22 protein-coding genes are annotated in these 21,892 nt (G+C 60.8%); 10 read left to right on the top strand and 12 right to left on the bottom strand.

What is annotated here, in order from left to right:
* Positions 1–45 precede the first annotated feature (45 nt).
* Complete coding sequence (locus tag FP026_RS08730; protein WP_149634241.1) at positions 46–456, bottom strand: hypothetical protein; 411 nt, start codon at positions 454–456, stop codon at positions 46–48.
* 362 nt (positions 457–818) lie between these two features.
* Between FP026_RS08730 and gltX the strand changes: the two genes are divergently transcribed.
* Entirely contained in the window at positions 819–2,276 is a 1,458-nt protein-coding gene (gene gltX, locus FP026_RS08725; RefSeq protein WP_149634240.1) for a glutamate--tRNA ligase, read from the top strand.
* 16 nt (positions 2,277–2,292) lie between these two features.
* Positions 2,293–3,789: a lysine--tRNA ligase gene (gene lysS / locus FP026_RS08720; RefSeq protein ID WP_149634239.1), complete on the top strand. Its 1,497-nt coding sequence runs from the start codon at positions 2,293–2,295 to the stop codon at positions 3,787–3,789.
* Between the two features lie 188 nt (positions 3,790–3,977).
* On the opposite strand, the gene FP026_RS08715 is transcribed toward lysS, so the two are convergent.
* A complete protein-coding gene (locus FP026_RS08715; protein WP_149634238.1) occupies positions 3,978–4,814 on the bottom strand; it encodes a hypothetical protein in 837 nt (278 codons plus the stop codon).
* Between the two features lie 195 nt (positions 4,815–5,009).
* Between FP026_RS08715 and FP026_RS08710 the strand changes: the two genes are divergently transcribed.
* The 8 genes from FP026_RS08710 (at position 5,010) to FP026_RS08675 (ending at position 12,849) form a co-directional block, all read left to right on the top strand.
* The gene (locus FP026_RS08710; protein ID WP_112343236.1) at positions 5,010–5,918 is read left to right on the top strand and encodes a LysR family transcriptional regulator; all 909 of its coding nucleotides are present in this window, start codon (positions 5,010–5,012) and stop codon (positions 5,916–5,918) included.
* Positions 5,919–5,984: 66 nt separating this feature from the next.
* Complete coding sequence (locus tag FP026_RS08705) at positions 5,985–6,611, top strand: 3'-5' exonuclease (protein WP_149634237.1); 627 nt, start codon at positions 5,985–5,987, stop codon at positions 6,609–6,611.
* A gap of 136 nt (positions 6,612–6,747) precedes the next feature.
* A complete protein-coding gene (locus FP026_RS08700; protein ID WP_149634236.1) occupies positions 6,748–7,908 on the top strand; it encodes an ABC transporter substrate-binding protein in 1,161 nt (386 codons plus the stop codon).
* A 190-nt stretch (positions 7,909–8,098) separates the two neighbouring features.
* Positions 8,099–9,085, top strand: a complete 987-nt coding sequence (locus FP026_RS08695) for an ABC transporter ATP-binding protein (RefSeq protein ID WP_113330571.1) — start codon at positions 8,099–8,101, stop codon at positions 9,083–9,085.
* Positions 9,082–10,056 (top strand): ABC transporter permease, encoded by a 975-nt coding sequence (locus FP026_RS08690; protein ID WP_149634235.1) that lies wholly within the window; start codon positions 9,082–9,084, stop codon positions 10,054–10,056. Before FP026_RS08695 ends, FP026_RS08690 begins: the two co-directional genes overlap by 4 nt.
* Positions 10,046–10,861, top strand: coding sequence for an ABC transporter permease (locus tag FP026_RS08685; protein WP_149634234.1), 816 nt, complete (start codon positions 10,046–10,048; stop codon positions 10,859–10,861). Before FP026_RS08690 ends, FP026_RS08685 begins: the two co-directional genes overlap by 11 nt.
* Before the next feature lie 13 nt (positions 10,862–10,874).
* Complete coding sequence (locus tag FP026_RS08680; RefSeq protein ID WP_149634233.1) at positions 10,875–12,302, top strand: gamma-aminobutyraldehyde dehydrogenase; 1,428 nt, start codon at positions 10,875–10,877, stop codon at positions 12,300–12,302.
* Between the two features lie 373 nt (positions 12,303–12,675).
* Positions 12,676–12,849 carry a DUF1328 domain-containing protein gene (locus tag FP026_RS08675; protein ID WP_015341190.1) on the top strand — a complete coding sequence of 58 codons (174 nt, stop codon included), beginning with the start codon at positions 12,676–12,678 and terminating at the stop codon, positions 12,847–12,849.
* Positions 12,850–12,881: 32 nt separating this feature from the next.
* Here FP026_RS08675 and FP026_RS08670 read toward each other — a convergent pair whose 3' ends face one another.
* The 10 genes from FP026_RS08670 to FP026_RS08625 form a co-directional block, all read right to left on the bottom strand.
* Positions 12,882–13,556 carry a DUF1345 domain-containing protein gene (locus FP026_RS08670; RefSeq protein ID WP_149634232.1) on the bottom strand — a complete coding sequence of 225 codons (675 nt, stop codon included), beginning with the start codon at positions 13,554–13,556 and terminating at the stop codon, positions 12,882–12,884.
* 106 nt (positions 13,557–13,662) lie between these two features.
* Positions 13,663–14,394 (bottom strand): SDR family oxidoreductase, encoded by a 732-nt coding sequence (locus FP026_RS08665; RefSeq protein ID WP_149634231.1) that lies wholly within the window; start codon positions 14,392–14,394, stop codon positions 13,663–13,665.
* A gap of 107 nt (positions 14,395–14,501) precedes the next feature.
* Positions 14,502–15,635, bottom strand: a complete 1,134-nt coding sequence (locus FP026_RS08660; protein ID WP_149634230.1) for an extracellular solute-binding protein — start codon at positions 15,633–15,635, stop codon at positions 14,502–14,504.
* Positions 15,632–16,093 (bottom strand): MaoC/PaaZ C-terminal domain-containing protein, encoded by a 462-nt coding sequence (locus FP026_RS08655; protein WP_149634229.1) that lies wholly within the window; start codon positions 16,091–16,093, stop codon positions 15,632–15,634. Before FP026_RS08655 ends, FP026_RS08660 begins: the two co-directional genes overlap by 4 nt.
* A gap of 3 nt (positions 16,094–16,096) precedes the next feature.
* Positions 16,097–17,170 (bottom strand): Gfo/Idh/MocA family protein, encoded by a 1,074-nt coding sequence (locus FP026_RS08650; RefSeq protein WP_149634228.1) that lies wholly within the window; start codon positions 17,168–17,170, stop codon positions 16,097–16,099.
* A gap of 339 nt (positions 17,171–17,509) precedes the next feature.
* The gene (locus tag FP026_RS08645) at positions 17,510–17,839 is read right to left on the bottom strand and encodes an L-rhamnose mutarotase (RefSeq protein ID WP_149634227.1); all 330 of its coding nucleotides are present in this window, start codon (positions 17,837–17,839) and stop codon (positions 17,510–17,512) included.
* 13 nt (positions 17,840–17,852) lie between these two features.
* The gene (locus FP026_RS08640) at positions 17,853–18,965 is read right to left on the bottom strand and encodes a mandelate racemase/muconate lactonizing enzyme family protein (protein ID WP_149634226.1); all 1,113 of its coding nucleotides are present in this window, start codon (positions 18,963–18,965) and stop codon (positions 17,853–17,855) included.
* 11 nt (positions 18,966–18,976) lie between these two features.
* Complete coding sequence (locus tag FP026_RS08635; RefSeq protein ID WP_149634225.1) at positions 18,977–20,074, bottom strand: ABC transporter ATP-binding protein; 1,098 nt, start codon at positions 20,072–20,074, stop codon at positions 18,977–18,979.
* Between the two features lie 5 nt (positions 20,075–20,079).
* Positions 20,080–20,946, bottom strand: coding sequence for a carbohydrate ABC transporter permease (locus FP026_RS08630; RefSeq protein WP_149634224.1), 867 nt, complete (start codon positions 20,944–20,946; stop codon positions 20,080–20,082).
* Between the two features lie 2 nt (positions 20,947–20,948).
* Complete coding sequence (locus FP026_RS08625) at positions 20,949–21,842, bottom strand: carbohydrate ABC transporter permease (RefSeq protein WP_149634223.1); 894 nt, start codon at positions 21,840–21,842, stop codon at positions 20,949–20,951.
* Between the last annotated feature and the right edge of the window lie 50 nt (positions 21,843–21,892).

Here is a 21,892-nt window from a genome sequence, read left to right as displayed (position 1 = left end):
CGAGAAAGCCGCACGCCGAAACGGTGCGGCTTTCACGACACCTGATCAGTCCTGGACAGTGATATCGACCCACTGGCCGATATCACCGTGTCCATAGATATCGACCGTGATCCAGACATTGCCGCGAACGATGAGGTTTCCGGCGTCGTTGGCAATATTGCCGTTTGCCAGCATGGCTTCCAGATTCTGGCGATTGGACGCCTGCGAGAAGAAGCTGTCTCCCTGGTCGCCACGGTCGCGGCGGCGATAGGCGTGATAGTTCGCGCGATCCTGTCGGATGATCTGCCAGGGCGCCATCAGGCGCTCGCCCTTGGAATTGTAGAGATCGTCGCTGCCGATATAGGCGCGGTAGGATTCGATCAGGCGCGCCGAACCGTCACGCTTAATTGTCGACTGCGCCGCGGCTGCATCGAACATGGCGACCGTCAATAAAAGGCTCAAAATCAATTTCTTCATTGTTTCCTCGCGGTGAACGATTGAAGACCTATTTCGCCACTGCCGCGAAAATTGCAAATGAAATTCGACGGGCGGCCCGCTTTTATTCCGGTAGCCTTATGAAGAGTAAAGAGATCCCACGAAACAGAGAGATCGGCTCAAATCGATGCGGAACACCGCAGGCAACCAGGTGCAAGCGGCCTCGCAGCGCAGTTTCCCTTGACGTCACCCGTTGAATATGGCCTAAGGCCAGCCATACGGAAACGCGGAACTGAAGCGTTAAGAACGCCCTTTTCCGGCCGGTTTCCTGATCCAGATACACATTTTCGGCTGGACGGCGCTTGTCCCAAGCGCGGCCCGGCCTTTTATGACGGGCAAACAAAATGACCACATCAGGCGTTCGCGTCCGCATCGCACCCTCCCCCACCGGCGAGCCGCATGTCGGCACCGCCTATATCGCGCTGTTCAACTACCTCTTCGCCAAGAAACACGGCGGCGAGTTCATCCTGCGCATCGAGGACACCGACGCGACCCGCTCCACCCCGGAATTCGAGACCAAGGTGCTCGACGCGCTGAAATGGTGCGGCCTGAAGTGGTCCGAAGGTCCCGATATCGGCGGTCCCTACGGCCCCTATCGCCAGAGCGACCGCAAGGACCTCTACAAGCCTTATGTCGAGCAGATCGTCACAAACGGACACGGCTTCCGCTGCTTCTGCACCCCGGAGCGTCTGGAAAAGATGCGCGAGGCGCAGCGCGCCGCCGGCCTTCCGCCGAAGTATGACGGCCACTGTCTGAACCTCTCGGCCGAGGAAGTTTCGACGCGCGTCGCGGCCGGCGAGCCGCATGTCGTGCGTATGAAAATCCCGACGGAAGGCTCCTGCAAGTTCCATGACGGCGTCTACGGCGACGTCGAAATCCCGTGGGATGCCGTGGACATGCAGGTTCTGCTCAAGGCAGACGGCATGCCGACCTATCACATGGCCAACGTCGTCGACGACCATCTGATGAAGATTACCCATGTGGCGCGCGGCGAAGAGTGGCTCGCCTCGGTGCCGAAGCATATCCTGATCTATCAGTATCTCGGCTGGGAACCGCCCGTTTTTATGCACCTGTCGCTGATGCGCAATGCCGATAAGTCGAAGCTGTCGAAGCGCAAGAATCCGACATCGATCTCCTATTATACGGCCCTCGGCTATATCCCCGAGGCGTTGATGAACTTCCTCGGCCTGTTCTTCATCCAGATCGCCGAGGGCGAAGAGCTTTTGAGCATGGACGAGCTTGCCGGAAAGTTCGACCCCGAAAACCTCTCCAAGGCCGGCGCCATCTTCGACATCCAGAAGCTCGACTGGCTAAACGGCCGCTGGATCCGCGAAAAGCTCTCGGAAGAAGAGTTCCAGCATCGGGTTCTGATCTGGGCGATGGAAAACGACCGCCTGAAGGAAGGCCTGAAGCTGTCGCAGTCGCGCATCACCAAGCTTGGCGAACTGCCTGATCTGACCGGATTCCTGTTCAAATCCGATCTCAACCTCGACCCGTCGGCCTTCGCGAAGATCAAGTCGACGCCGGAAGAACTTCTGGAAATCCTGAACACGGTTCAGCCTGATCTCGAGAAGATCCTCGAATGGAACGTCGAGACGATCGAAGCCGAGCTGCGCGCCATCGCCGACCGCATGGGCAAGAAGCTGAAGGTCATCGTCGCGCCGCTTTTCGTCGCCGTATCGGGCTCCTCGCGTTCCCTGCCGCTTTTCGATAGCATGGCGATCCTCGGCCGTTCCGTCGTGCGCCAGCGGCTGAAATTGGCTGCGCAGACCGTTGCGACCCTCGTCGGCCCGAAGAACTGAACCGGACTTTAGAACCATGAACGACAAGACCGAAACCGCTACCCTTTCCTCCGACGCAACGGAAGTTCGCGCGCAGAAGCTGAAGCTGCTGCGCGAGCAGATCGGCGACGTCTATCCGGCGCATTTCCACCGGACGCTGACCAATGCCGAACTCGCCGTGAAATACGAAGGCCTGGAGCCGGATACGGAAACCGGCGATGTCGTCACTGTTGCCGGCCGCGTCTATTCCTCGCGCAACTCCGGCATGTTCATGGACATCCATGACGCCTCGGCCAAGATCCAGATCTTCAGCCACAAGGACGTAACCTCGGAAGAGGCCCGCAACCTGCTGCCGATGATCGACATCGGCGACATTATCGGCGTCACCGGCGTCGTGCGTCGCACCAAGCGCGGCGAGCTGACCATCAATGCCCAGCAGATCACCATGCTGACAAAGTCGTTGCTGCCGATGCCGGAAAAGTGGCACGGCCTGTCCGATATCGAACTGCGCTACCGCAAGCGTCACCTCGACATCATGACCAACGAGGAATCGAAGCTCCGCTTCCAGCAGCGCAGCCGTATCGTCTCCGGTATCCGCCGCTTCATGGAAAATGACGGCTTCATGGAAGTCGAAACGCCGATGCTGCATTCGGTCTATGGCGGCGCCACCGCCGAGCCGTTCAAGACGCATCACAACACGCTGAAGCTCGACATGTACCTGCGCATCGCGCCGGAATTGTTCCTGAAGCGCACGCTGGTATCCGGTCTCACCGACAAGGTCTTCGAGATCAACCGCAACTTCCGCAACGAAGGCGTCTCCACCCGGCACAATCCCGAATTCACGATGATGGAGTGCTATTGGGCCTATGCCGACTACGAGGACATCATGGACCTCGTCGAGCGGCTGTTCTCGACACTCGCCATGTCGATCCACGGCAGCACGGAATTCGCCTTCGGCGACAAGCAGATTTCCTTCAAGGGTCCGTTCCGCCGCGTGCCGATGCCTGACGCCGTCAAGGAAGCCACCGGCATCGACTTCCTGGCGATCAAGACCGATGAAGAAGCGCGCGATGCCGCCAAGGCTGCCGGCTTTGCTGTCGAGAAGGACGCGACCTGGGGCGAATGCCTGGCCTTCATCTTCGAAGAGAAGGTCGAGGGCACGCTGATCCAGCCGGCGCACGTCACGCATTTCCCGAAGGACATCTCGCCCTTCGCCAAGGAAGTGCCGGGCGAACCGCGCCTCGTCGAGCGCTTCGAGACCTATTGCAACGCCTGGGAACTCGGCAATGCCTTCTCGGAACTCAACGATCCGGAAGAGCAGCGCGCCCGCATGGTCGAGCAACTCGAGCAGGCGCATGCGCGCGGCGAAAAGCAGAAGGAACTGGACGAAGAGTTCCTCGATGCGATCGACCAGGGCATGCCGCCCGCAGGCGGCCTTGGCATCGGTGTCGATCGCCTCATCATGCTTTTGACCAACTCGCCGTCGATCCGCGACATCATTCTCTTCCCGGCCCGTCGCAACAAGGCAGATTGATCAAGCCGGCAATTTCAGGCGCTAGAGCAATTCCAAGAAAAGTGCGTAGCGGTTTTCTGTCCGGAATTGCGTAAAAACAAAAGGATAGACTGTTTCCGCGATTCGAAGAAAAGCGGAAACAGTCTAGGCCAGCGAAGGAAACGACGCTGCCTGGCGCTTTTCGTTTCACTGGAAGAGTGGCGACGGCGTCAATTCGTGATGGGCGATCGGCGGTCGGCGGCACCCGTCATGGTCGGGTCCAGCCGCGGTGACGGGGTTTTTTCGTTGTCGCGGGCATCAGCGCCGATAAATTCACCGCTCTCGTCATAGCCGGGCCGCACATTGCCAGTCGATTTCGGCTCCGGCAGCGACGGCTTGGCATCACGCTCTTCTTCTTTCGCCGTTGCCTTTTCTTCAGCGGCAATCGCCGCTTTCATCTTATCCTTCTTCGCACTCCCGGCACCGTTGTCGGCTGTCAGCGCATTGTCGCAATCGCTATAGTCCTTCAATCCGGCAAGCTCGGCATTGATATCCTGCGGCAACATGGTGATCTGCTCGCCTGAGAACAGGCCGGCATTGCTGGCGCCGCCATCGTAGTAGCGTGCCGTCACCGGCGCCTCGGAGCTGCCGTCGACGAGTTTGTCCGGGTGCGGCACGTAGACTACGTCGGCCCCCAGCGCCCGGCCGCGTATGTCGGAGCGCAGCGTCGGTCCGTTCTTGTCGAGAACCACAACCTGAACGAGATCCGGCTTCTGCTCCTGATACACAGCCTTGGCGACCCTGAGCGCGGTCCTGACCCGTGTCAGGCCATCGGTCGGTTCCGTGCGGATATATTTACGCACCCAGAAGCGGTTTTCCTTGCGGATGGAGACGAGATTGACATCCATGCACTGAAGCCCGTTGGGGGAAGCGGATGCGAAGCCGAGCAATCTGTCCTTGCCGATACAAAGCGCCAAGACGCCGGAGGAGCCCACGAGAAAGGCCACTCCGCCGATCATGACGACAAACTTCCGGTGTGCCCGGAAAATATGCAGTAAGGCGCTCACGCCAACTGCTCCAGCATAGACCACTCCAAGCCGACAAAGATGATCAACCCTCACGTTAGGCAGAGGGCGTTTCTGAATACTTAAAACGGACGCGAAACTTGCAACTCTGACGGCATAGCTACCAAAAAAGGTCCAAACTTTCACAGAAATGCCGGGTGCTTGCCTTTCACGCCGCGAACATGCTCTAACCAAAGCATGGCTTTCACCTTGAGACAGCTGCAATACTTCGTCGCCGTGGCGGAACAAGGCTCCGTGACGCGCGCCGCCCAGAACCTGTCCATATCGCAATCGTCCGTCACCGAAGCCCTCAAGGAACTGGAAAGCGATCTAGGCGTCGAGCTCTTCGAGCGTCATCCACGCGGTCTCTCCATCACCCATAACGGCCACCAGTTCCTGCGCCATGCGACGAAAATCCTGGCAACCGTTTCCGATGCTCGCACCAGCTTTTCCGGCAAGCGGAACGAGGCCGGCGGCACGCTGAATATCGGCGTGACATCGCTCGTCGCCGGCTATGTTCTGTCGGATCTTCTGGCCCGCTATCGCCGCGCCTGCCCCGGCGTCGAGGTCAGCGCCATCGAGGATAATGGCGGCTATCTGGAGCATCTTCTGGTTGGCGGCGAGCTCGACGTTGCCGTTATGGTCATTTCCAACTTGCGAGACCGCATGGCCCTGCAGGCGGAGATCCTCGAGACTTCGCCCTATCGCCTCTGGCTACCGATGGGCCATCCCCTCGTCTCGGCCGACATCATCAGCGTCGCCGACATCAGCCGCGAACCGTTGATCATGCTGACCATCGACGAGATCGAAGAAAACACCGGCAAACTGCTGACCGCACTCGGCGCTCGCCCGCATGTCGCCTTCCGCACGCGCTCGGTCGAGGCGGTGCGCAGCCTGGTTGCCACCGGCGCGGGCGTTGCTCTCCTTCCGGATCTCGTTTATCGCCCCTGGTCGCTGGAAGGCGATCGCATCGAGAGCCGCGACGTCTCCGGCTCGCTGCCCGTCGTGCAGGTCGGCATGGTCTGGCGCAAGGGCTCGAGCCTGCCGCAGGCCGCCCGCGACTTCGTCGGCGTCGCCGAAAGCATGCGCTCGGGACGCCAGCGGTAACGAGCGCAAGCTTCCGGCGCCGGCATGAATGGCAATCGAAGATTATCTTGACAAGGAGGATCAGGCGTGAAGACCGCAATCATATTCGACTGTGAATTCCTTTGCCTCGAAGGGTCGCAACGCCGGTTCTGGTGTGCCGCTCACGATCCGGATCCGGTTATCGCGCAAATTGGCGCCGTCAGGCTTGGTCTCGACGGCGATTTCCAGATCTTGGGCACCTACAAGGCCTATGTTCGTCCCATCGACAGGTTCGGCAATCAATATAAACTCGACCCATTCTTTACCACCCTCACCGGCATCACAGAGGAAAACATAAGGTCCGAGGGCGTCTCGTTGCAGGATGCACTCGCCAGTCTGGACCGCTTCTCAGGCGGTGCTCGCTTCTGGTCCTGGGGCAAGGACGAGCTGAATATGATGGCAATCAGCTGCTATGTCGCCGGAATTCAACCCTCCATTCCGGCGCATCGTTTCGACAATGCAGTGAAGCTCCTGCTGGCAGCGGGAATGCCTGTCGCAGACCTGGCTAGAACACCGAGCAACAAGCTTGCGGACTACTATGGCGTGCAGCACCCACCCCTGCAGGGCCATGATGCGCTCGATGATGCACTTTCGATTTCCTACACGCTGCAGCAGCTGATGAAAGCAGGAGATTTGCGGCCTGGAGCCTTCGATCTCACGCATATTAGCGGTTAGGAATCGGAATTTCCGATATCGACTTTCTGATAAATGAATTTGCGAATACGGCGAAATCGCGTCACCTTTTCTCCCGGGAACAAAACGCCAGTCACTGGCTCCAAGAGCAAGACTTGGAAAAAACCGGGAGAGTCCGATGAAGCATCTGCTGAAATCATGCACGGCTGCACTTGCATGCCTTAGCTTCGCAACGCAGGTCATTGCCGCCGAGCCGTTGAAGACGCTCGGCAAAGGCGAAGGTGCCGTCAGCATCGTCGCGTGGGCGGGCTATATCGAGCGCGGCGAAAGCGATAAGAATTACGATTGGGTCACAGGCTTCGAGAAGGAAACCGGCTGCAAGGTCAGCGTCAAGACCGCGGCGACATCGGACGAAATGGTGGCGCTGATGAACGAAGGCGGTTTCGACCTCGTAACAGCTTCCGGTGACGCATCACTTAGGCTCGTGGCCGGCAAGCGCGTCCAGCCGATCAATACCGACCTGATCCCGAGCTGGAAGAACCTCGACGACCGCCTGAAGAATGCACCCTGGCACACGGTCAACGGAGTCCACTACGGCGTTCCCTATCTCTGGGGACCGAACGTACTGATGTACAATACCGCCGCCTTCAAGGATCAGGCGCCGAAGAGCTGGAACGTCGTCTTCGAAGAAATGAACCTGCCTGACGGCAAGTCCAACAAGGGCCGCGTGCAGGCCTATGACGGCCCGATCTATATCGCCGATGCCGCCCTCTACCTCATGGCCCACAAGCCGGAGCTAGGCATCAAGGACCCTTACGAGCTTAACGAAGACCAGTATAAGGCCGCTCTGGAACTGCTGCGCGGCCAGCGCAAGCTTGTCAGCCGCTATTGGCATGACGCGATGATCCAGACCGACGACTTCAAGAACGAAGGCGTCGTCGCTTCCGGTTCCTGGCCATTCCAGGTGAACTTGCTGCAGGCCGACAAGCAGAAGATCGCCTCCACATTCCCGGATGAGGGAACGACCGGCTGGGCCGACACCACCATGCTGCATGCCGACAGTGAGCATCCGAACTGCGCCTATATGTGGATGGAGCACTCGCTCCAGGCCAAGGTGCAGGGCGATGCCGCCGCCTGGTTCGGCGCCGTACCCTCGGTTCCGGCAGCCTGCAAGGGCGATGAGCTCCTGACCGACAGTGGCTGCGCCACCAACGGCTATGATCACTTCGACAAGATCAAGTTCTGGAAGACGCCCGTCGCGAAATGCGGCACGCAGAGCGAATGCGTGCCCTATCACCGCTGGGTCTCCGACTATATCGGCGTGATCGGGGGCAGATAGGAACCTACCTTCTCCCCTCGGGGAGAAGGTGGCCCGAAGGGTCGGATGAGGGGGTAGCGCGGCATAGAAAAAGCTGCATTTTGCTTACGCTCAAAGCCCTCGTCGCTCCGCTCCTCAACCCCCTCATCCGCCCTATCGGGCACCTTCTCCCCGTTGGGGAGAAGGGGAACCAGTATCCCTGGAGAAGCCAATGAACGCCGTTCGTTTCCAGCAGGTGTCGCGCCATTTCGGCCAGGTCCGCGCTGTCGACCGCGTCGATCTGGAGATTGCACCCGGCGAATTCTTCGCCATGCTCGGCCCTTCCGGTTCCGGCAAAACCACCTGCCTCAGGCTGATCGCCGGCTTCGAGCAGCCGACAGGCGGCCATATCGAGATCTTCGGCGAAACCGCCGAAGGCGTGCCGCCCTACCGGCGCAACGTCAATACGGTCTTCCAGGACTACGCCCTGTTTCCGCATCTCAACATTCTCGACAATGTCGCCTACGGGCTGATGGTCAAGGGTGTCGGCAAGGCCGAACGGCTGCGGGCCGCCGAACAGGCGCTGGAGCTGGTGAAGCTGCCGGGTTATGGCGCGCGCCGTCCCGGCCAGCTCTCGGGCGGCCAGCGCCAGCGCGTGGCGCTCGCCCGCGCGCTGGTCAACAAGCCGAAAGTTCTTCTGCTCGACGAGCCGCTCGGCGCGTTGGACCTGAAGTTGCGCGAGCAGATGCAGGAGGAACTGAAGAGTCTGCAGCGCGCGCTCGGCATCACCTTCGTCTTCGTCACCCACGACCAGGGCGAAGCATTGTCCATGGCCGACCGCGTCGCCGTCTTCAACGACGGCCGCATCGTGCAGCAGGGCACGCCGCACGATATCTATCAGCGGCCGAAGACCCGTTTCGTCGCCGATTTCGTCGGCTCCTCCAATGTCATCGCCCCAGAAACGATGTCGTCGCTCGGAGGCGAACGGCGCTGGGCAAGCCTGCGCCCCGAAGCCATCCGGTTGACTGAGGAGAGCGGCGTGGCGGCGACCGTGAAAGCGACGAGCTTTCTCGGTGCCGCTACCCGCCTCTCGGTGGAGGCAAACGGCGCCCGCCTGCATGTGACCGTACCCGCCGGCCAATCGGCTCCGGATACCGGCGCCTCCGTCCGCCTCGCATGGCTGCCGGCGGATGTGCATTACATGGATGACGCTGCATGAACGCCGCCGCCTTGACCGCCTCGACGAGCCAGGCGCCGGCTTCGATCCTGCCGCGCCGCGGCGGCGCCTTCGGTCGCCTCTCGGATCTCTTCTGGCGGCGCCCGAAACTGCTGCTGTTCCTGATGCTGACGCCGCCGCTGCTCTGGCTCGGCATCATCTATATCGGCTCGCTGATCGCGCTGCTGCTGCAGAGCTTCTTCTCGATCGACGACTTCTCGGGAATGGTGAACTACGAATTCACGCTCTCGACCTATGCGCAACTGCTGAACACAGCGAATTTCGACATCATCGTGCGGACGGTGGTCATGGCAGCTCTCGTCACGCTCGCCTCCGCCTTCGTCGCATTCCCCATCGCCTATTATGCGGCCCGCTATGCGCAAGGAAAATGGAAGGCGCTGTTCTATCTCGGCGTCATGCTGCCGCTCTGGTCGAGCTATCTGGTGAAGGTCTATGCCTGGAAGCTGATCCTCGCCAAGGAAGGCATCCTCACCTGGATCTTCGGCAAGCTGCATCTCGGCTGGCTGCTCGATGGCGTGCTCGCCCTGCCCGTCATCGGCGGCAATTCGCTGTCGGTGAGCTATATCGGCACCTTCCTCGTCTTCGTCTATATCTGGCTGCCCTACATGATCCTGCCGACGCAGGCAGCTCTCGAGCGCGTGCCGGCCAATCTGCTCGAAGCCTCCTCCGACCTCGGCGCGACGCCGAACCAGACCTTCCATACCGTGCTTCTGCCGCTGGCATTGCCCGGTGTCGTCGCCGGCTCCATCTTCACCTTCTCATTGACCTTGGGCGATTACATCATCCCGCAGATCATCGGCTCCTCGCGCCTCTTCATCGGCCAGGCTGTCTATGCGCAGCAGGGCACCGCCGGCAACGTGCCGTTGGCCGCGGCCTTCTCGGTGGTGCCGATCGTCATCATGGCAATCTATCTCTGGATCGCCAAGAAACAGGGAGCTTTCGATGCGCTCTGATCGTGGCCAACGCGCCTCCTTCTCCTTAAAGCTCGCGGCGGCAGGCGGCCTGCTCTTCCTGCATCTGCCCATCCTCTTGATCTTCGTCTATGCCTTCACGACGGAGGAAAAGAGCTATCAATGGCCGCCACCAGGCCTCACGCTGCAATGGTTCGGCATCGCCTGGAACAGGCCCGATGTCTGGTCGGCGCTGGCGCTGTCGGTGCAGGTCGCGACCATCGCAACCGCGATCGCCCTGCTGCTCGGCACTCTCTGCGCCGCCGCCGTCAGCCAGACGAAATTCTTCGGCCGCGAGGCGATCTCGCTGCTTGTCATCCTGCCGATCGCGCTACCCGGTATCATCACCGGCATTGCGCTGCGCTCCGCCTTCAGCCTGTTCGATATCCCCTTCTCGGTCTGGACGATCGTTCTTGGCCATGCCACCTTCTGCGTCGTCGTCGTTTACAACAATGCCGTCGCCCGTTTCCGCCGTACATCCGGCTCGCTGATGGAGGCGTCGATGGATCTTGGCGCCGATGGCTTCCAGACCTTCCGCCATGTCGTCCTGCCGAATATCGGCACGGCGCTGCTTGCCGGCGGCATGCTTGCCTTCGCGCTCTCCTTCGATGAAGTCATCGTGACCACCTTCACCGGCGGCCAGCAGATGACCTTGCCGATCTGGATGCTGGAGGAATTGATCCGCCCGCGCCAGCGACCGGTGACCAACGTCGTCGCCATGGTCGTCGTGCTTGTCACCTTCCTGCCGATCCTGGCAGCCTACTATCTTACCCGCGACGGCGACCAGATCGCCGGCGGCGGCAAATGAAAGGGAGAGAATAATGGATACCCAGATGCTGATCGGCTCCCGCTTCGAGGCCGGCACGGAAACGGAAGAGCGCGTGCTGAACCCGAAGACGGGCGAAACGGTGCTCAACCTGCCTGAGGCGTCACTCGGCCAGATCGATGCCGCCGTCGACGCCGCGGAAAAGGCCTTCACGAGCTGGTCACAGACGACACCGAGCCAGCGTTCGGTCTATCTCCTCAAGATCGCCGACGCCATCGAGAAAGAAGCCGAAGGTTTCGCAACGCTTGAGGCGCTGAACTGCGGCAAGCCGATCAACGCCGTGCTCAATGACGAAATCCCGGCAATCGTCGATTGCTACCGCTTCTTTGCTGGCGCGGTCCGCAACCTGCATGGCCCGGTCGCCGGCGAATACCTGCCGGGCCACACCTCGATGATCCGCCGCGACCCGATCGGCATCGTGGGTTCGATCGCGCCGTGGAACTATCCGCTGATGATGATGGCCTGGAAGCTGGCACCAGCCATTGCCGGCGGCAACACAGTCGTCTTCAAGCCCTCCGAACAGACGCCGCTGACGGCGCTGAAGATGGCGAAGCTGCTTTCGGAGATCCTTCCCGAGGGCGTCGTCAACGTCATTCTCGGACGTGGCGAAAGCGTCGGCAATGCGCTGATCAACCATCCAAAGATCAGCATGGTCTCCATCACCGGCGACGTCGCCACCGGCAAGAAGGTGCTTCAGGCCGCCGCCAAGACGGTGAAGCGCACGCATCTCGAGCTCGGCGGCAAGGCGCCCGTCATCGTCTTCGACGACGCCGATATCGACGCCGTCGTCGCCGGCATCAGGACCTTCGGCTATTACAATGCCGGCCAGGACTGCACCGCCGCCTGCCGCATCTATGCCGACGCCAAGGTCTATGACAATTTCGTCGCCGACCTGACCTCCGCCGTCTCCAGCATCAAGTTCAACCTCGCCGACGATACGGAGAACGAGATCGGCCCGCTGATCTCCAAGCGCCAGCGCGACCGCGTCGAAAGCTTCGTCACCCGGGCAGCCGAACACAAGCACATGGAGATCACCACCGGCGGCAAGATCTCCGGCGAACGCGGCTTCTTCTATGCCCCGACCATCGTTGCGGGCGCCACGCAGGACGACGAGATCGTCCGCCGCGAGGTCTTCGGCCCCGTCGTCTCGGTGACGCGCTTCACCAACGCCGACGATGCCGTGACCTGGGCCAACGACAGCGACTACGGGCTTGCCTCCTCGGTCTGGACCAAGGACATCAGCCGTGGCATGCAAACCGCTGCCCGGCTGCAATATGGCTGCACCTGGATCAACACCCATTTCATGCTGGTCAACGAAATGCCGCATGGCGGGCTCAAGCAATCCGGCTACGGCAAGGATATGTCAGTCTACGCTATCGAAGATTATACCGCGGTACGGCATGTGATGATCAATCATGGCTGAGGGGGGGCGGGGGTAAGGCATTCGCTCAGACTAGATTTCGTGAGTTTGTCGCACCGCTGTACCCCCCTCTGTCCCTATCGGGACATCTCCCCCACAAGGGGGGAGATTGTTGGGAGTATGCCGCCCGCTCTGTAAAAGCAATGGCCTTAGCTTCAGCAGATACGATACTGATTTAGATGCTAGTAGTCGCTGCGGGTTACCAATCTCCCCCCTTGTGGGGGAGATGTCACGAAGTGACAGAGGGGGGTATCCACACTCTCCGCGCGTTCCGCACCATCCACCAAAACCGACAACCCGTCATAACCAAAACGCCTTCGGAACAATTCACCCTCCTCCCGCGTCTTTAAGAGGTACAACGCAGAGGAGATTGCTAATGCTGAAATGGGCTCTCATTTTCTTTGTGATTTCGCTGATCAGCGGCTTTTTCGGCTTTTCGGGAGTATCGGCGGCAACCGCAACCATTGCGCGCGTTCTCTTCGCCATCTTCCTGATCATCTTCCTGGTGTTCCTGATCCTGGCCGTCATGGCCGGCAACGCCGTCGTCTGACGATATCGGCCATCATAACCTTCGGGGCGGGCCTAAATCAGGCTCGCCCCGACATTTATCGCAAGCGCCAGGATGGTCGTGTTGAACAGGAACGACAGGATGGCGTGCAGAAGTACCAGCTTACGCATGCCGACCGTGGAAACGCCGATATCGGCCGTCTGCGCGGCAACGCCGATGGTGAAGGAGAAATAGAGGAAATCCCAATAGATCGGCTCTTCCACGGGCTCGGCGAATTTGAGCCCCTGTCCCTTGCCCGCAGTGTTGTAGAATTTGTGCGCATAGTGGATCGTGAACAGCGTGTGCAGGAATGTCCATGAAATCAGGATCGTCACGATCGCCGTCATCACGCGGAAGAAGGCGACTTGGGGCGAGGCGTCCTTGATGCCGATGAGATCGAGCGCAATGCCGCCGATACTGGCGACTGCCGCTGCGATCGACAGGAACAGCAGCAAGCCATCCGAGAAATCGAGGTCGGCCGAACGCTTTCGGATGCGAAGCGCATTGGCCGTCAACATCCGATAGAGGCTGTAGGCGATGAAGACGACGGCGGTCGTATCCCAGGCGATCAGCAGGTTGCCGGCATTGAGATCACGCGATGTCAGAAGCAGGAAGACAGCAATACCGGCAAGCACGGAAATCAGGATGACATGGTGCTTGCGCCACAGCACGAGACCTCTGGAACGATGCATAAGTTCGTTCGCATCCATGCCGCTCTCCTGATCGCAAATCGCCATTACAAACCGATTTGCAAACGAGAGTGGCAAATAAAAGGAGGCCTCGCAACACGAAGCCCCCAATTGCGAAAATAGAGCCTCAGCCGGTCCATCCGCCGTCGACGACGTGAGTCTGGCCGGTCGTGAAGCCCGCTTCATCACCGGCCAGATAGGTCACCAGCGCGGCGATCTCTTCGGCGGTCGCGATGCGGCCCATCGGCTGGCGGGCGATGAAGTCCTTCATCGCCTTGTCGTAGTCGCCGGTTGCCCGCAGCCGCTCATGCAGTGAGGGGCTATCGACCGTGCCGGGGCAAATCGCGTTGGCGCGGATGCCCTTAGAAACGAAATCGGCGGCGATCGACTTGGTAAGCCCGATGACGGCAGCCTTCGAGGCGCAATAGGCAAAGCGGTTGGGCACGCCCTTCACGCTGGAGGCGACCGAAGCCATGTTGACGATCGAGCCCTTGCCCTTTTCCAGCATGCCGGGCAGGAAAGTGCGGCAGGTCGTGTACATCGCCTTGGCATTGAGGTTGAAGGAGAAATCCCAATCCTTCTCGTCGCAGTCGAGGATGGTGCCGGCATGCACGAAACCGGCGCAGTTGAAGAGCACGTCGATCGGGCCAACCTCTTCCGATAAAGCCTTGACGGCGGCGCTGTCGAGCACGTTGAGCACATGCTTGCTGGCGCCTTCCAGCGTCGAGAGCGTCTGCTCGTTGATGTCGGTGGCATAGACATGCGCGCCAAGCGAGATGAAGCGCTCCGCCGATGCCCGGCCGATACCCTGCCCCGCCGCCGTGATGACGACCTTCTTGCCTTCCAATCCGTGACCCATAATCCTGATCCTTTCCTCGGGGACCATGACCTCATCCACTCCGCCGGCTGCGGGGCCGGCACCGCCGATAAGATCATGCAATAACAATCAGTTGGCACAGCCTCTCGCTAAGCTTCGAAGGACTGCGCGAAGCGGCGGTTCAGCTTGTCGATGAGGACTGTATGTTGTTCACCGGTTCGCAGTCCATCGCTAATCACCTCGGATACATCGCTTTGAAACGCCATGTAGCCGTCATGCCGCGGCCGCACATAGGCGCCCTCTAGCGTCGCCCGCGTACTGCGGTAAAAATCGAGCGCCGGCGCATTGACCGCATCGCTGACCCAGGCGTCGGCATGACCCGGCTGGCCGTTCCCGCTTGCATAAATGCCAGCCTGCACCGGCCCACCCGCGATCCAGCGCGCGAAAGCCTTCGCCTCCTCCGGGGCTTGCGTGCGCGCCGATACGGCAATGCCCGTACCGCCAAGCGCCGAGCCGTTCGGCGCGCGGCTGTCGATGACGGGCATATCCGCAAAGGCTATCCGTGCCGGCCTGAAGCCCGCAAAGGAATAATTGACGTAACCGTAGATGAAGGGCGACGCCACATAGGGGCTGTCGACCTGCCCCATCAGGTCGAACACCGCGATCGGGTCCATCTCATAGCAGCGGACATCCATTCCGGCGACGATCCGTGCCATCCAGTCAAGCGCCGCTTCGCCATCGGCTTTCGCAATGAAATCCGGCCCCTCGATGTTGCAGGGCGTGCCGAGATGGGCAGCAAGCGTGATGAAGGTCATCAGCGAATGCGGCGGCCGCATCGGCAGGATCGCCTTGCCTTCCTTGACGAGCGTCACGAATTCGGCGAGATCCTTGACCGGCGAATTCAGACGGTCCGGCCGGTAAGCCTGCACCTGCGTCGCCGCGTCGAGCGGGAAGGCCCACTGGCGGCCCTGCCAAGTGTAACTCGGATAGGACCGCCCGACGGTGCCGGCTGTGATCGCGGCGATTTCCTCCGCATGGGCTGCATCGTCGAGCGGCAGCAGGCAATTCTCGCGCGTGATCTGGCCGACATGCGGATGATCGATGACGATAAGGTCGTATTGGGCGGCAAGTTCCTCCACCGGAAAGGTCTCGAAATCCTGCAGCGAGCGCTTGTCCCAGCTGATCTCGACACCGGTCTTTTCCAGCCACTCTTTGGAGCAGGCGAGCATTGGATCGTAGCCGCGCGGATGCGACCAGGTCATCCCCTTAAGCTTCACCATCATGCCGTCTCCGCACCGGTCTTGCGCTCGACGACCAGGATGTGATCGGCGGCGAGCACGACTTCGTCGCGCTGGTTCAGCACCTCGCAGCGTTCGACCACGCGGCCGGCCGCCGGCCGCTTCAGATCGTCTTCTTTCGCCGAAATGGTGACGCGGGTGCGGATCGTATCGCCGATATGCACCGGACGGACGAAGCGCAGCCGATCGTAGCCGTAGGAAAAGGCGACGGGATTGATGAGCGAGGCCGTGAGACCGACGCCGATCGCAAAGATCATCGTGCCATGCGCGATGCGCTGGCCGCCGGGCAAGGTCTTGGCGAATTCCGCATCCATGTGATGCGGGAAGAAATCGCCGGTATGGCCGGCATGAACAACGAAATCCGTCTCGGTGATCGTCCGTCCCGTGGTCACCCTGACATGGCCGAGTTCATAGTCTTCGAAATAGATGGTTTGCTCTGCCATTCCTCAAGCCTTTGGAAGTTCTGCGATCAGCGTCGCCGGCGCGGCGCTCGATTGATAGGCGGCTTCGACGAGGGCCATGGTCTGCCAGGCATCCTCGACCGAACCGATCAGCTCCCGATCCTCGCCGGACGCGAAGCGCTGCAGGTTGGCCATGCGGTTGACGAAAGCATCCGGGAACCAGGCGCCCTCCAGCTTCACCTCCACCCAATCGCCGCCGCCCTCGGGGTGGATCCAGAGCTCGTCCGGCTCGCCGCGCGGATAGTCGAGATTGACGCCGAGCTTCACATAGGCCGCGCCCTTGGTGCCGGCGATGCGAAACTCGCAGGCCTGGAACTTGCGGCCGAAATCATGGTCGTGATTGACCGAAAGCACGCAGCGGATCTTGTCGCCATAGTCGAGGATCGCCGCCGTCCGCGTCTGCGCGACATCGTGGTTGGGATGGCCGATGGTCTTGGCGTGGATCCCTTGAGGATTGCCGAGCAGCCCGCGAATGAAATCGAGATAGTGGATTGAGTGCATGGCGATCTCGATCCGCGGCAGCCCTTTCAGGAACGGCCAGAGCCCCCACGGCGTCGCAAGCGCGAGCCACGCGTCGAAGTCGACGACCTCGCCGAGATAGCCCTTGTTCACCGCATCATAGAGCGCCAGCATCATCGGCGCGAACCGAAGCTGGAAATTGACGGCCGCCTTGATGTCGCGCTCGCGGCAGACACGCAGAATTTCCGAGGCGCCGGCAAGATCGCTGCCCATCGGCTTCTGAATCAGCACGAAGGAGCCACGCGGCAATTTCGAAAGGATCGCCGCATGCGCCGCTGGTGGCGTCGCCAGATCGAAGATCGCGCCTTCTACGGCAAGCGCCTCTGCCTCGGAGGTGAAAGCTCGAATGCCCCATTGCGCAGCCAGCGCCGCCGCTTTCTCGGCATTTGGATCATAAAGGCCCGCAACGGGAAAACCGGCTTGCCTATAAGCCGGCAGATGGGCATCACCGACGATGCTGCCGGCACCGAAGATCACGATCGGGCGAGGATTCGAAGGCTTCGGCCACCATTGGCGAAGAGATTGAGGATCGAAGCTCATCTTACCCTCCCCTCGAAGGGGAGGGTCGGCACGTAGTGCCGGGGTGGGGTGATCCCTCCTCGTGCAAGGAAAGCAGCTTCGGTATTTGCAGAGAGTGCGCACCCCCCTCTGTCACTTCGTGACATCTCCCCCACAAGGGGGGAGATCGCTGGGAGCGTTTCGTACCGCCTCGGGAAACGAATAGCTGTCTTATCAGCAGATTCGATGTCTGCTGATTGCGAGAGATAACCGCGAGTTACCAATCTCCCCCCTTGTGGGGGAGATATCAGCGAAGCTGACAGAGGGGGGTATTCCTTCCATATTCTATTCGCTGGTGGAATGAGGGGCTCTTGTTGGAGGTCAGTCATGATGAAACACCTCCTCCATCATGGCCCACCACTCGCCTTGCCTGCGGGTCTCGAACGGCTTCTGGCAGGGTATGCAGAAGGACCACCATTCCTGGTTCTTCGGGCTCGCGGCCATCTTGGCCATATCAGCCTCGAAATCCGTGCCTACATATTCCCAGTAGCCGAAGAGCAGATTTTCCGGCTCTTTCAGGAAGATCGAATAGTTGGTGATGTTGCATTCGGAGATCAGCGCCAGGATCTCGGACCAGACGGCCGCATGAAGCGCCTTGTATTCCGCAACCTTTGCCGGCGCCAGGCCGATCACCATTCCCATCCGCTGCATGATCAGGTCCTCCTCAGCCGTGAATTTCCCACGTGAATTCGCCGATCGAGCGCGCCTTCACCGCTTCCCAGTCCCAGGCAATGCCGATGCCGGGCTCGGAGGGCGCCAGCGCCCGGCCGTCAACGATCTCCATGCCCTTGATGGTGAGGTCATCGAGTTGCGGGATGTATTCGACATACCTGCCGTTCGGCACGGCGCAGGTGAGGCTGACATGCAGCTCCATCAGGAAATGCGGGCAGACGGGAATGTCGAAAGCTTCGGCCACATGCGCCACCTTCAGCCAGGGCGTGATGCCGCCGATGCGGGCAACGTCGACCTGCACGATCGAGCAAGCACCCTTCTGCATATACTCGCGGAAATGCCGGATCGAGTATATGGATTCGCCGACTGCGATCGGCGTCGGCGTCGATCGGGTCAGCCGAATATGGCCGTCAAGATCATCAGCCGGCAGCGGCTCCTCGATCCAGGCAAGGTCCAACTCCTTGAGGCGTGCCGCCCGGCGGATCGCCTCGTCGACGGTAAAGCCCTGATTGCAGTCGGTCATGATCTCGAAGCCGGAGCCGAGCGCCAGACGCATCGCGGCCAGTCGGTCGTAATCCTCGGAGCCGCGCGGCTTGCCGATCTTCACCTTGGAGCCGGAAAAGCCCTTGGCCTTCGCCTGCAGGGCATCCTCAACCAAAGCTTCCTTCTCAATATGCAGCCAGCCGCCCTCTGTCGTGTAGAGCGGGCAGCGATCCCTAGCGCCGCCGGCAAGCTTCCAGAGCGGCAGGCCCAGCTTCTTGGCCCGCAAGTCCCAAAGCGCCGTGTCGATGGCGGCAAGCGCCAGTGCAGTGATGGCGCCGATGGTCGTCGCATGGGTGGCGAACTCTAGTCTGTGCCAGATCGCCTCGATGCAATCGGCATCCGCGCCGATCAGCAGCGGCACCAGATGATCAGCGAGCAGCCGCATGACGGAGGAGCCGCCGGTGCCGATCGTATAGCTGTAGCCCGTGCCGACCGCGCCGTCGCTATCGGTGACGGTGACGATCGGAGTCTCCTGGCTGACGAAGCTCTGGATCGCATCCGTCCGCTTCACCTTCGGCGGCAGATCGACCATGCGCAGTTCAATTTTCTCGATACGTGCCATGGGTCGGCTCCTCAACCTGCCAGGCTCTTGCCGGTTTCGGCGGAGAAGAGGTGCGCCTGGCTGAGATCGAAGCTCATCTTCAGCTGTTCGCCGCTCTTCAGCGAGCGCGGATTGAGCATGCGCGTCACCCATTCGCGCCCGGCAAATTCGACGAAGACGAGCGTTTCATTGCCGAGCGGTTCGGTGATGGCGACGGGCAAGGTCAGCTCGTAGACGGCAGATTCCGCACCCGAATGCAGGCCATGGCCAGTCGGGAAGATATCGTCAGGTCTGAGGCCGAAGGCGACCTTCTCGCCCTCCTTGACCTTGCCGGCAAACTGGCCGGGCAACGGCAGACGATCGCCGTTCTTGAAGGTGAGTTCTCCGCCCTTCAGCGTCGCCTCCTCGATATTCATCGGCGGCGAGCCGATGAAGCCGGCGACGAAGCGCGTGGCCGGCCGCTTGAACACCTCGTCCGGCGTGCCGACCTGCTCGATATAGCCGTCGCGCATGATGACGATGCGGTCCGCCAGCGTCATGGCCTCGACCTGATCGTGCGTGACATAGACCACCGTCGACTGCACCTTGGCATGCAGCTTCTTGATCTCGGTGCGCATCTGCGTGCGCAACTTGGCGTCGAGGTTCGACAGTGGCTCGTCGAAGAGGAAGACTTCCGGCTGGCGGACAATGGCGCGGCCCATGGCGACGCGCTGGCGCTGGCCGCCGGAAAGCTGCGCCGGGCGGCGGTCCATCAGCGCTTCGAGGCTGAGGATGGCGGCGGCTTCGTTGACGCGCTTATCGATCTCCGCCTGCGGCTGCTTGGCGATCTTCAGCGAGAAGCCCATGTTCTCACGCACGGTCATGTGCGGATAGAGCGCGTAGGACTGGAACACCATAGAGATGTTGCGATCACGAGGCGGCAGGTCGTTGACGACGGTGTCGCCTATCTCGATCACGCCGTCGGACACATCCTCCAGGCCGGCGATCATGCGCAGCGTCGTCGACTTGCCGCAGCCGGACGGGCCGACGAGCGCGATGAACTCCTTGTCCGCGATGTCGAGATCGATGCCGTGGACGATTTCCAGCGCGCCGTAGCGCTTGACGAGTTTTTTGAGGGAAACCTGAGCCATTAAGATCAACCTTTGACCGCACCGAATGTCAGACCCGACACCAGATGCTTCTGAATGATGAAAGTGAGAGCGAGCGCCGGAATGATCATCACGACCGCGAGAGCGCACATGCCGCGCCAGTCGATGGTGAATTCGGCCGTATAGTCGAGCAGACCCACAGGCAGGGTCTTGGAATCGACGGAGCGGGTCAGCTGCGAAGCGAGCGCATATTCATTCCAGCAGGTGAGGAAAGCGAAGATGCCGGCGGATGCGATGCCTGGGCCGGCAAGCGGGAATTCCACCTGCCAAAAAGCCTGCCAGCGGGTGCAGCCGTCGATCTGCGCGGCTTCGGCAAGATCCTTCGGCACCTGCCGGAAGAAGCCGTCGATCAGCCAGATGGTGAAGGGCACGTTCAGCGCGACATAGGTGAGGATGAGGCCGAAATGCGTGTCGATGATGCCGAGCCGCGCATAGACCATGAACAGCGGCAGCGACAGCGCGACACCGGGCACGGAGCGCGTCAGCATCAGCCCCAGGAACACGGCCGATTTGCCCGTGAAACGGAAGCGGGCGAAGGCATAGCCGCCGGACATGCCGATGACGAGCGCAATGGCGGTCGAGGTGATGGAGATAACAAGCGAATTGCGGAAATAGTCCCAGACGGGAATGCCGCCCTGCCCCACGCCGCTGAACATGGCGCGATAGGCTTCCAGCGACAGCTCCTGCGGGATCCAGACCGGCGGCTTCGCCATGATTTCCACGGTCGGACGCAGCGAGCTGATGACGATCCAGAAGCCGGGCAGGCAGATGACGAGCATCGCGAGGAAAAGGCCGATGAGATAGGCAACCTTCCAGAGGCGGCGCTGCAGGCGTTGTTGAGCGTTGCGATCCATGATTACCACTCCGCTCCGATCTGGGTGCGGGCAAGCGCCAGCTTACGGAAGAAATAGACGGTGAAGACGATCGAAAGGATGATCGAGACATAGGCCATGGCGTTGGCAAGCCCCATCTGCGCGTCGGCATAAGCGGTGCGCCCGACCAGCGTCCAGATCAGCTCCGTGCGCCGCGCCGGGCCGCCATCCGTCATGATCTTGACGATGTCGTAGGCGCGGGCGACGTCGAGCGAGCGGATCGTCATGGCGATGAAGGCAAACGGCATCAGGAACGGCCAGGTGACGTAACGGAAGGTCTGCCAGCTGGTGCAGCCATCGACCTTGGCGGCCTCGACCGGCTCCTGCGGCATGGCGAGCAGGCCTGCGAGGATGAGGATCGCGAAGACCGACGTCGAAGACCAGACCTCGGCGATGACGATGGACAGCAGCGCCAGATTGCCGTCGATCAGCCAGGGAATGGCCGTTTCCGTAATGCCCAGGGATTGCAGGGCATTGTTGATGATGCCGACATTGTCGTTGAACATGAACTTGAACTGGAAGCCGACGAGAACAGGCGAAAACATCATCGGAAACATCATCAGCGTGCGCAGTATGCGCTTGCCGTGGGTGGCCTTGTTGACCAGGACCGCTAGTCCGAGACCAAGCAGCATTTCCAGATTGAGGGCGATCGTCAGCAGCACCACGGTGCGCACGAAGGTCGCGAGAAACACCGGATCGGTGAGGATGCGGATGTAGTTGCGCAGGCCGATGAAGGTGAAGAGCGTGGCCGGCCGCGTCAGGCGAAACGGCGTAAAGCTGGAATAAAAAGAGAGAAGCAGCGGAAAGAGAACCACCGCCATAAGGACGATGATCGCCGGCAGAAGAAGCAGGACCGGTGGAGATATTCTTTTGAGCATGGTTTGCACCTGTCGGCATTCCTCGGCAGCGTGGCCCGGACTGCGTGGAA

The sequence above is a fragment of the Martinezella tropici genome (assembly GCF_008370325.1).
Classification (GTDB): Bacteria; Pseudomonadota; Alphaproteobacteria; order Rhizobiales; family Rhizobiaceae; genus Rhizobium; species Rhizobium tropici_B.
Note: the sequence above shows the minus strand (reverse complement) of the source record. Positions and strands in the feature narration are given on the sequence as shown.

Bases quoted from the DNA above. Each gene is read 5' to 3' on its own strand.
- FP026_RS08730 (WP_149634241.1), bottom strand. From the start codon at position 456: ATGAAGAAATTGATTTTGAGCCTTTTATTGACGGTCGCCATGTTCGAT.
- gltX (WP_149634240.1), top strand. From the start codon at position 819: ATGACCACATCAGGCGTTCGCGTCCGCATCGCACCCTCCCCCACCGGC.
- lysS (WP_149634239.1), top strand. From the start codon at position 2,293: ATGAACGACAAGACCGAAACCGCTACCCTTTCCTCCGACGCAACGGAA.
- FP026_RS08710 (WP_112343236.1), top strand. From the start codon at position 5,010: ATGGCTTTCACCTTGAGACAGCTGCAATACTTCGTCGCCGTGGCGGAA.
- FP026_RS08700 (WP_149634236.1), top strand. From the start codon at position 6,748: ATGAAGCATCTGCTGAAATCATGCACGGCTGCACTTGCATGCCTTAGC.
- FP026_RS08695 (WP_113330571.1), top strand. From the start codon at position 8,099: ATGAACGCCGTTCGTTTCCAGCAGGTGTCGCGCCATTTCGGCCAGGTC.
- FP026_RS08690 (WP_149634235.1), top strand. From the start codon at position 9,082: ATGAACGCCGCCGCCTTGACCGCCTCGACGAGCCAGGCGCCGGCTTCG.
- FP026_RS08685 (WP_149634234.1), top strand. From the start codon at position 10,046: ATGCGCTCTGATCGTGGCCAACGCGCCTCCTTCTCCTTAAAGCTCGCG.
- FP026_RS08680 (WP_149634233.1), top strand. From the start codon at position 10,875: ATGGATACCCAGATGCTGATCGGCTCCCGCTTCGAGGCCGGCACGGAA.
- FP026_RS08675 (WP_015341190.1), top strand. From the start codon at position 12,676: ATGCTGAAATGGGCTCTCATTTTCTTTGTGATTTCGCTGATCAGCGGC.
- FP026_RS08670 (WP_149634232.1), bottom strand. From the start codon at position 13,556: ATGGATGCGAACGAACTTATGCATCGTTCCAGAGGTCTCGTGCTGTGG.
- FP026_RS08665 (WP_149634231.1), bottom strand. From the start codon at position 14,394: ATGGGTCACGGATTGGAAGGCAAGAAGGTCGTCATCACGGCGGCGGGG.
- FP026_RS08660 (WP_149634230.1), bottom strand. From the start codon at position 15,635: ATGATGGTGAAGCTTAAGGGGATGACCTGGTCGCATCCGCGCGGCTAC.
- FP026_RS08655 (WP_149634229.1), bottom strand. From the start codon at position 16,093: ATGGCAGAGCAAACCATCTATTTCGAAGACTATGAACTCGGCCATGTC.
- FP026_RS08650 (WP_149634228.1), bottom strand. From the start codon at position 17,170: ATGAGCTTCGATCCTCAATCTCTTCGCCAATGGTGGCCGAAGCCTTCG.
- FP026_RS08645 (WP_149634227.1), bottom strand. From the start codon at position 17,839: ATGCAGCGGATGGGAATGGTGATCGGCCTGGCGCCGGCAAAGGTTGCG.
- FP026_RS08640 (WP_149634226.1), bottom strand. From the start codon at position 18,965: ATGGCACGTATCGAGAAAATTGAACTGCGCATGGTCGATCTGCCGCCG.
- FP026_RS08635 (WP_149634225.1), bottom strand. From the start codon at position 20,074: ATGGCTCAGGTTTCCCTCAAAAAACTCGTCAAGCGCTACGGCGCGCTG.
- FP026_RS08630 (WP_149634224.1), bottom strand. From the start codon at position 20,946: ATGGATCGCAACGCTCAACAACGCCTGCAGCGCCGCCTCTGGAAGGTT.
- FP026_RS08625 (WP_149634223.1), bottom strand. From the start codon at position 21,842: ATGCTCAAAAGAATATCTCCACCGGTCCTGCTTCTTCTGCCGGCGATC.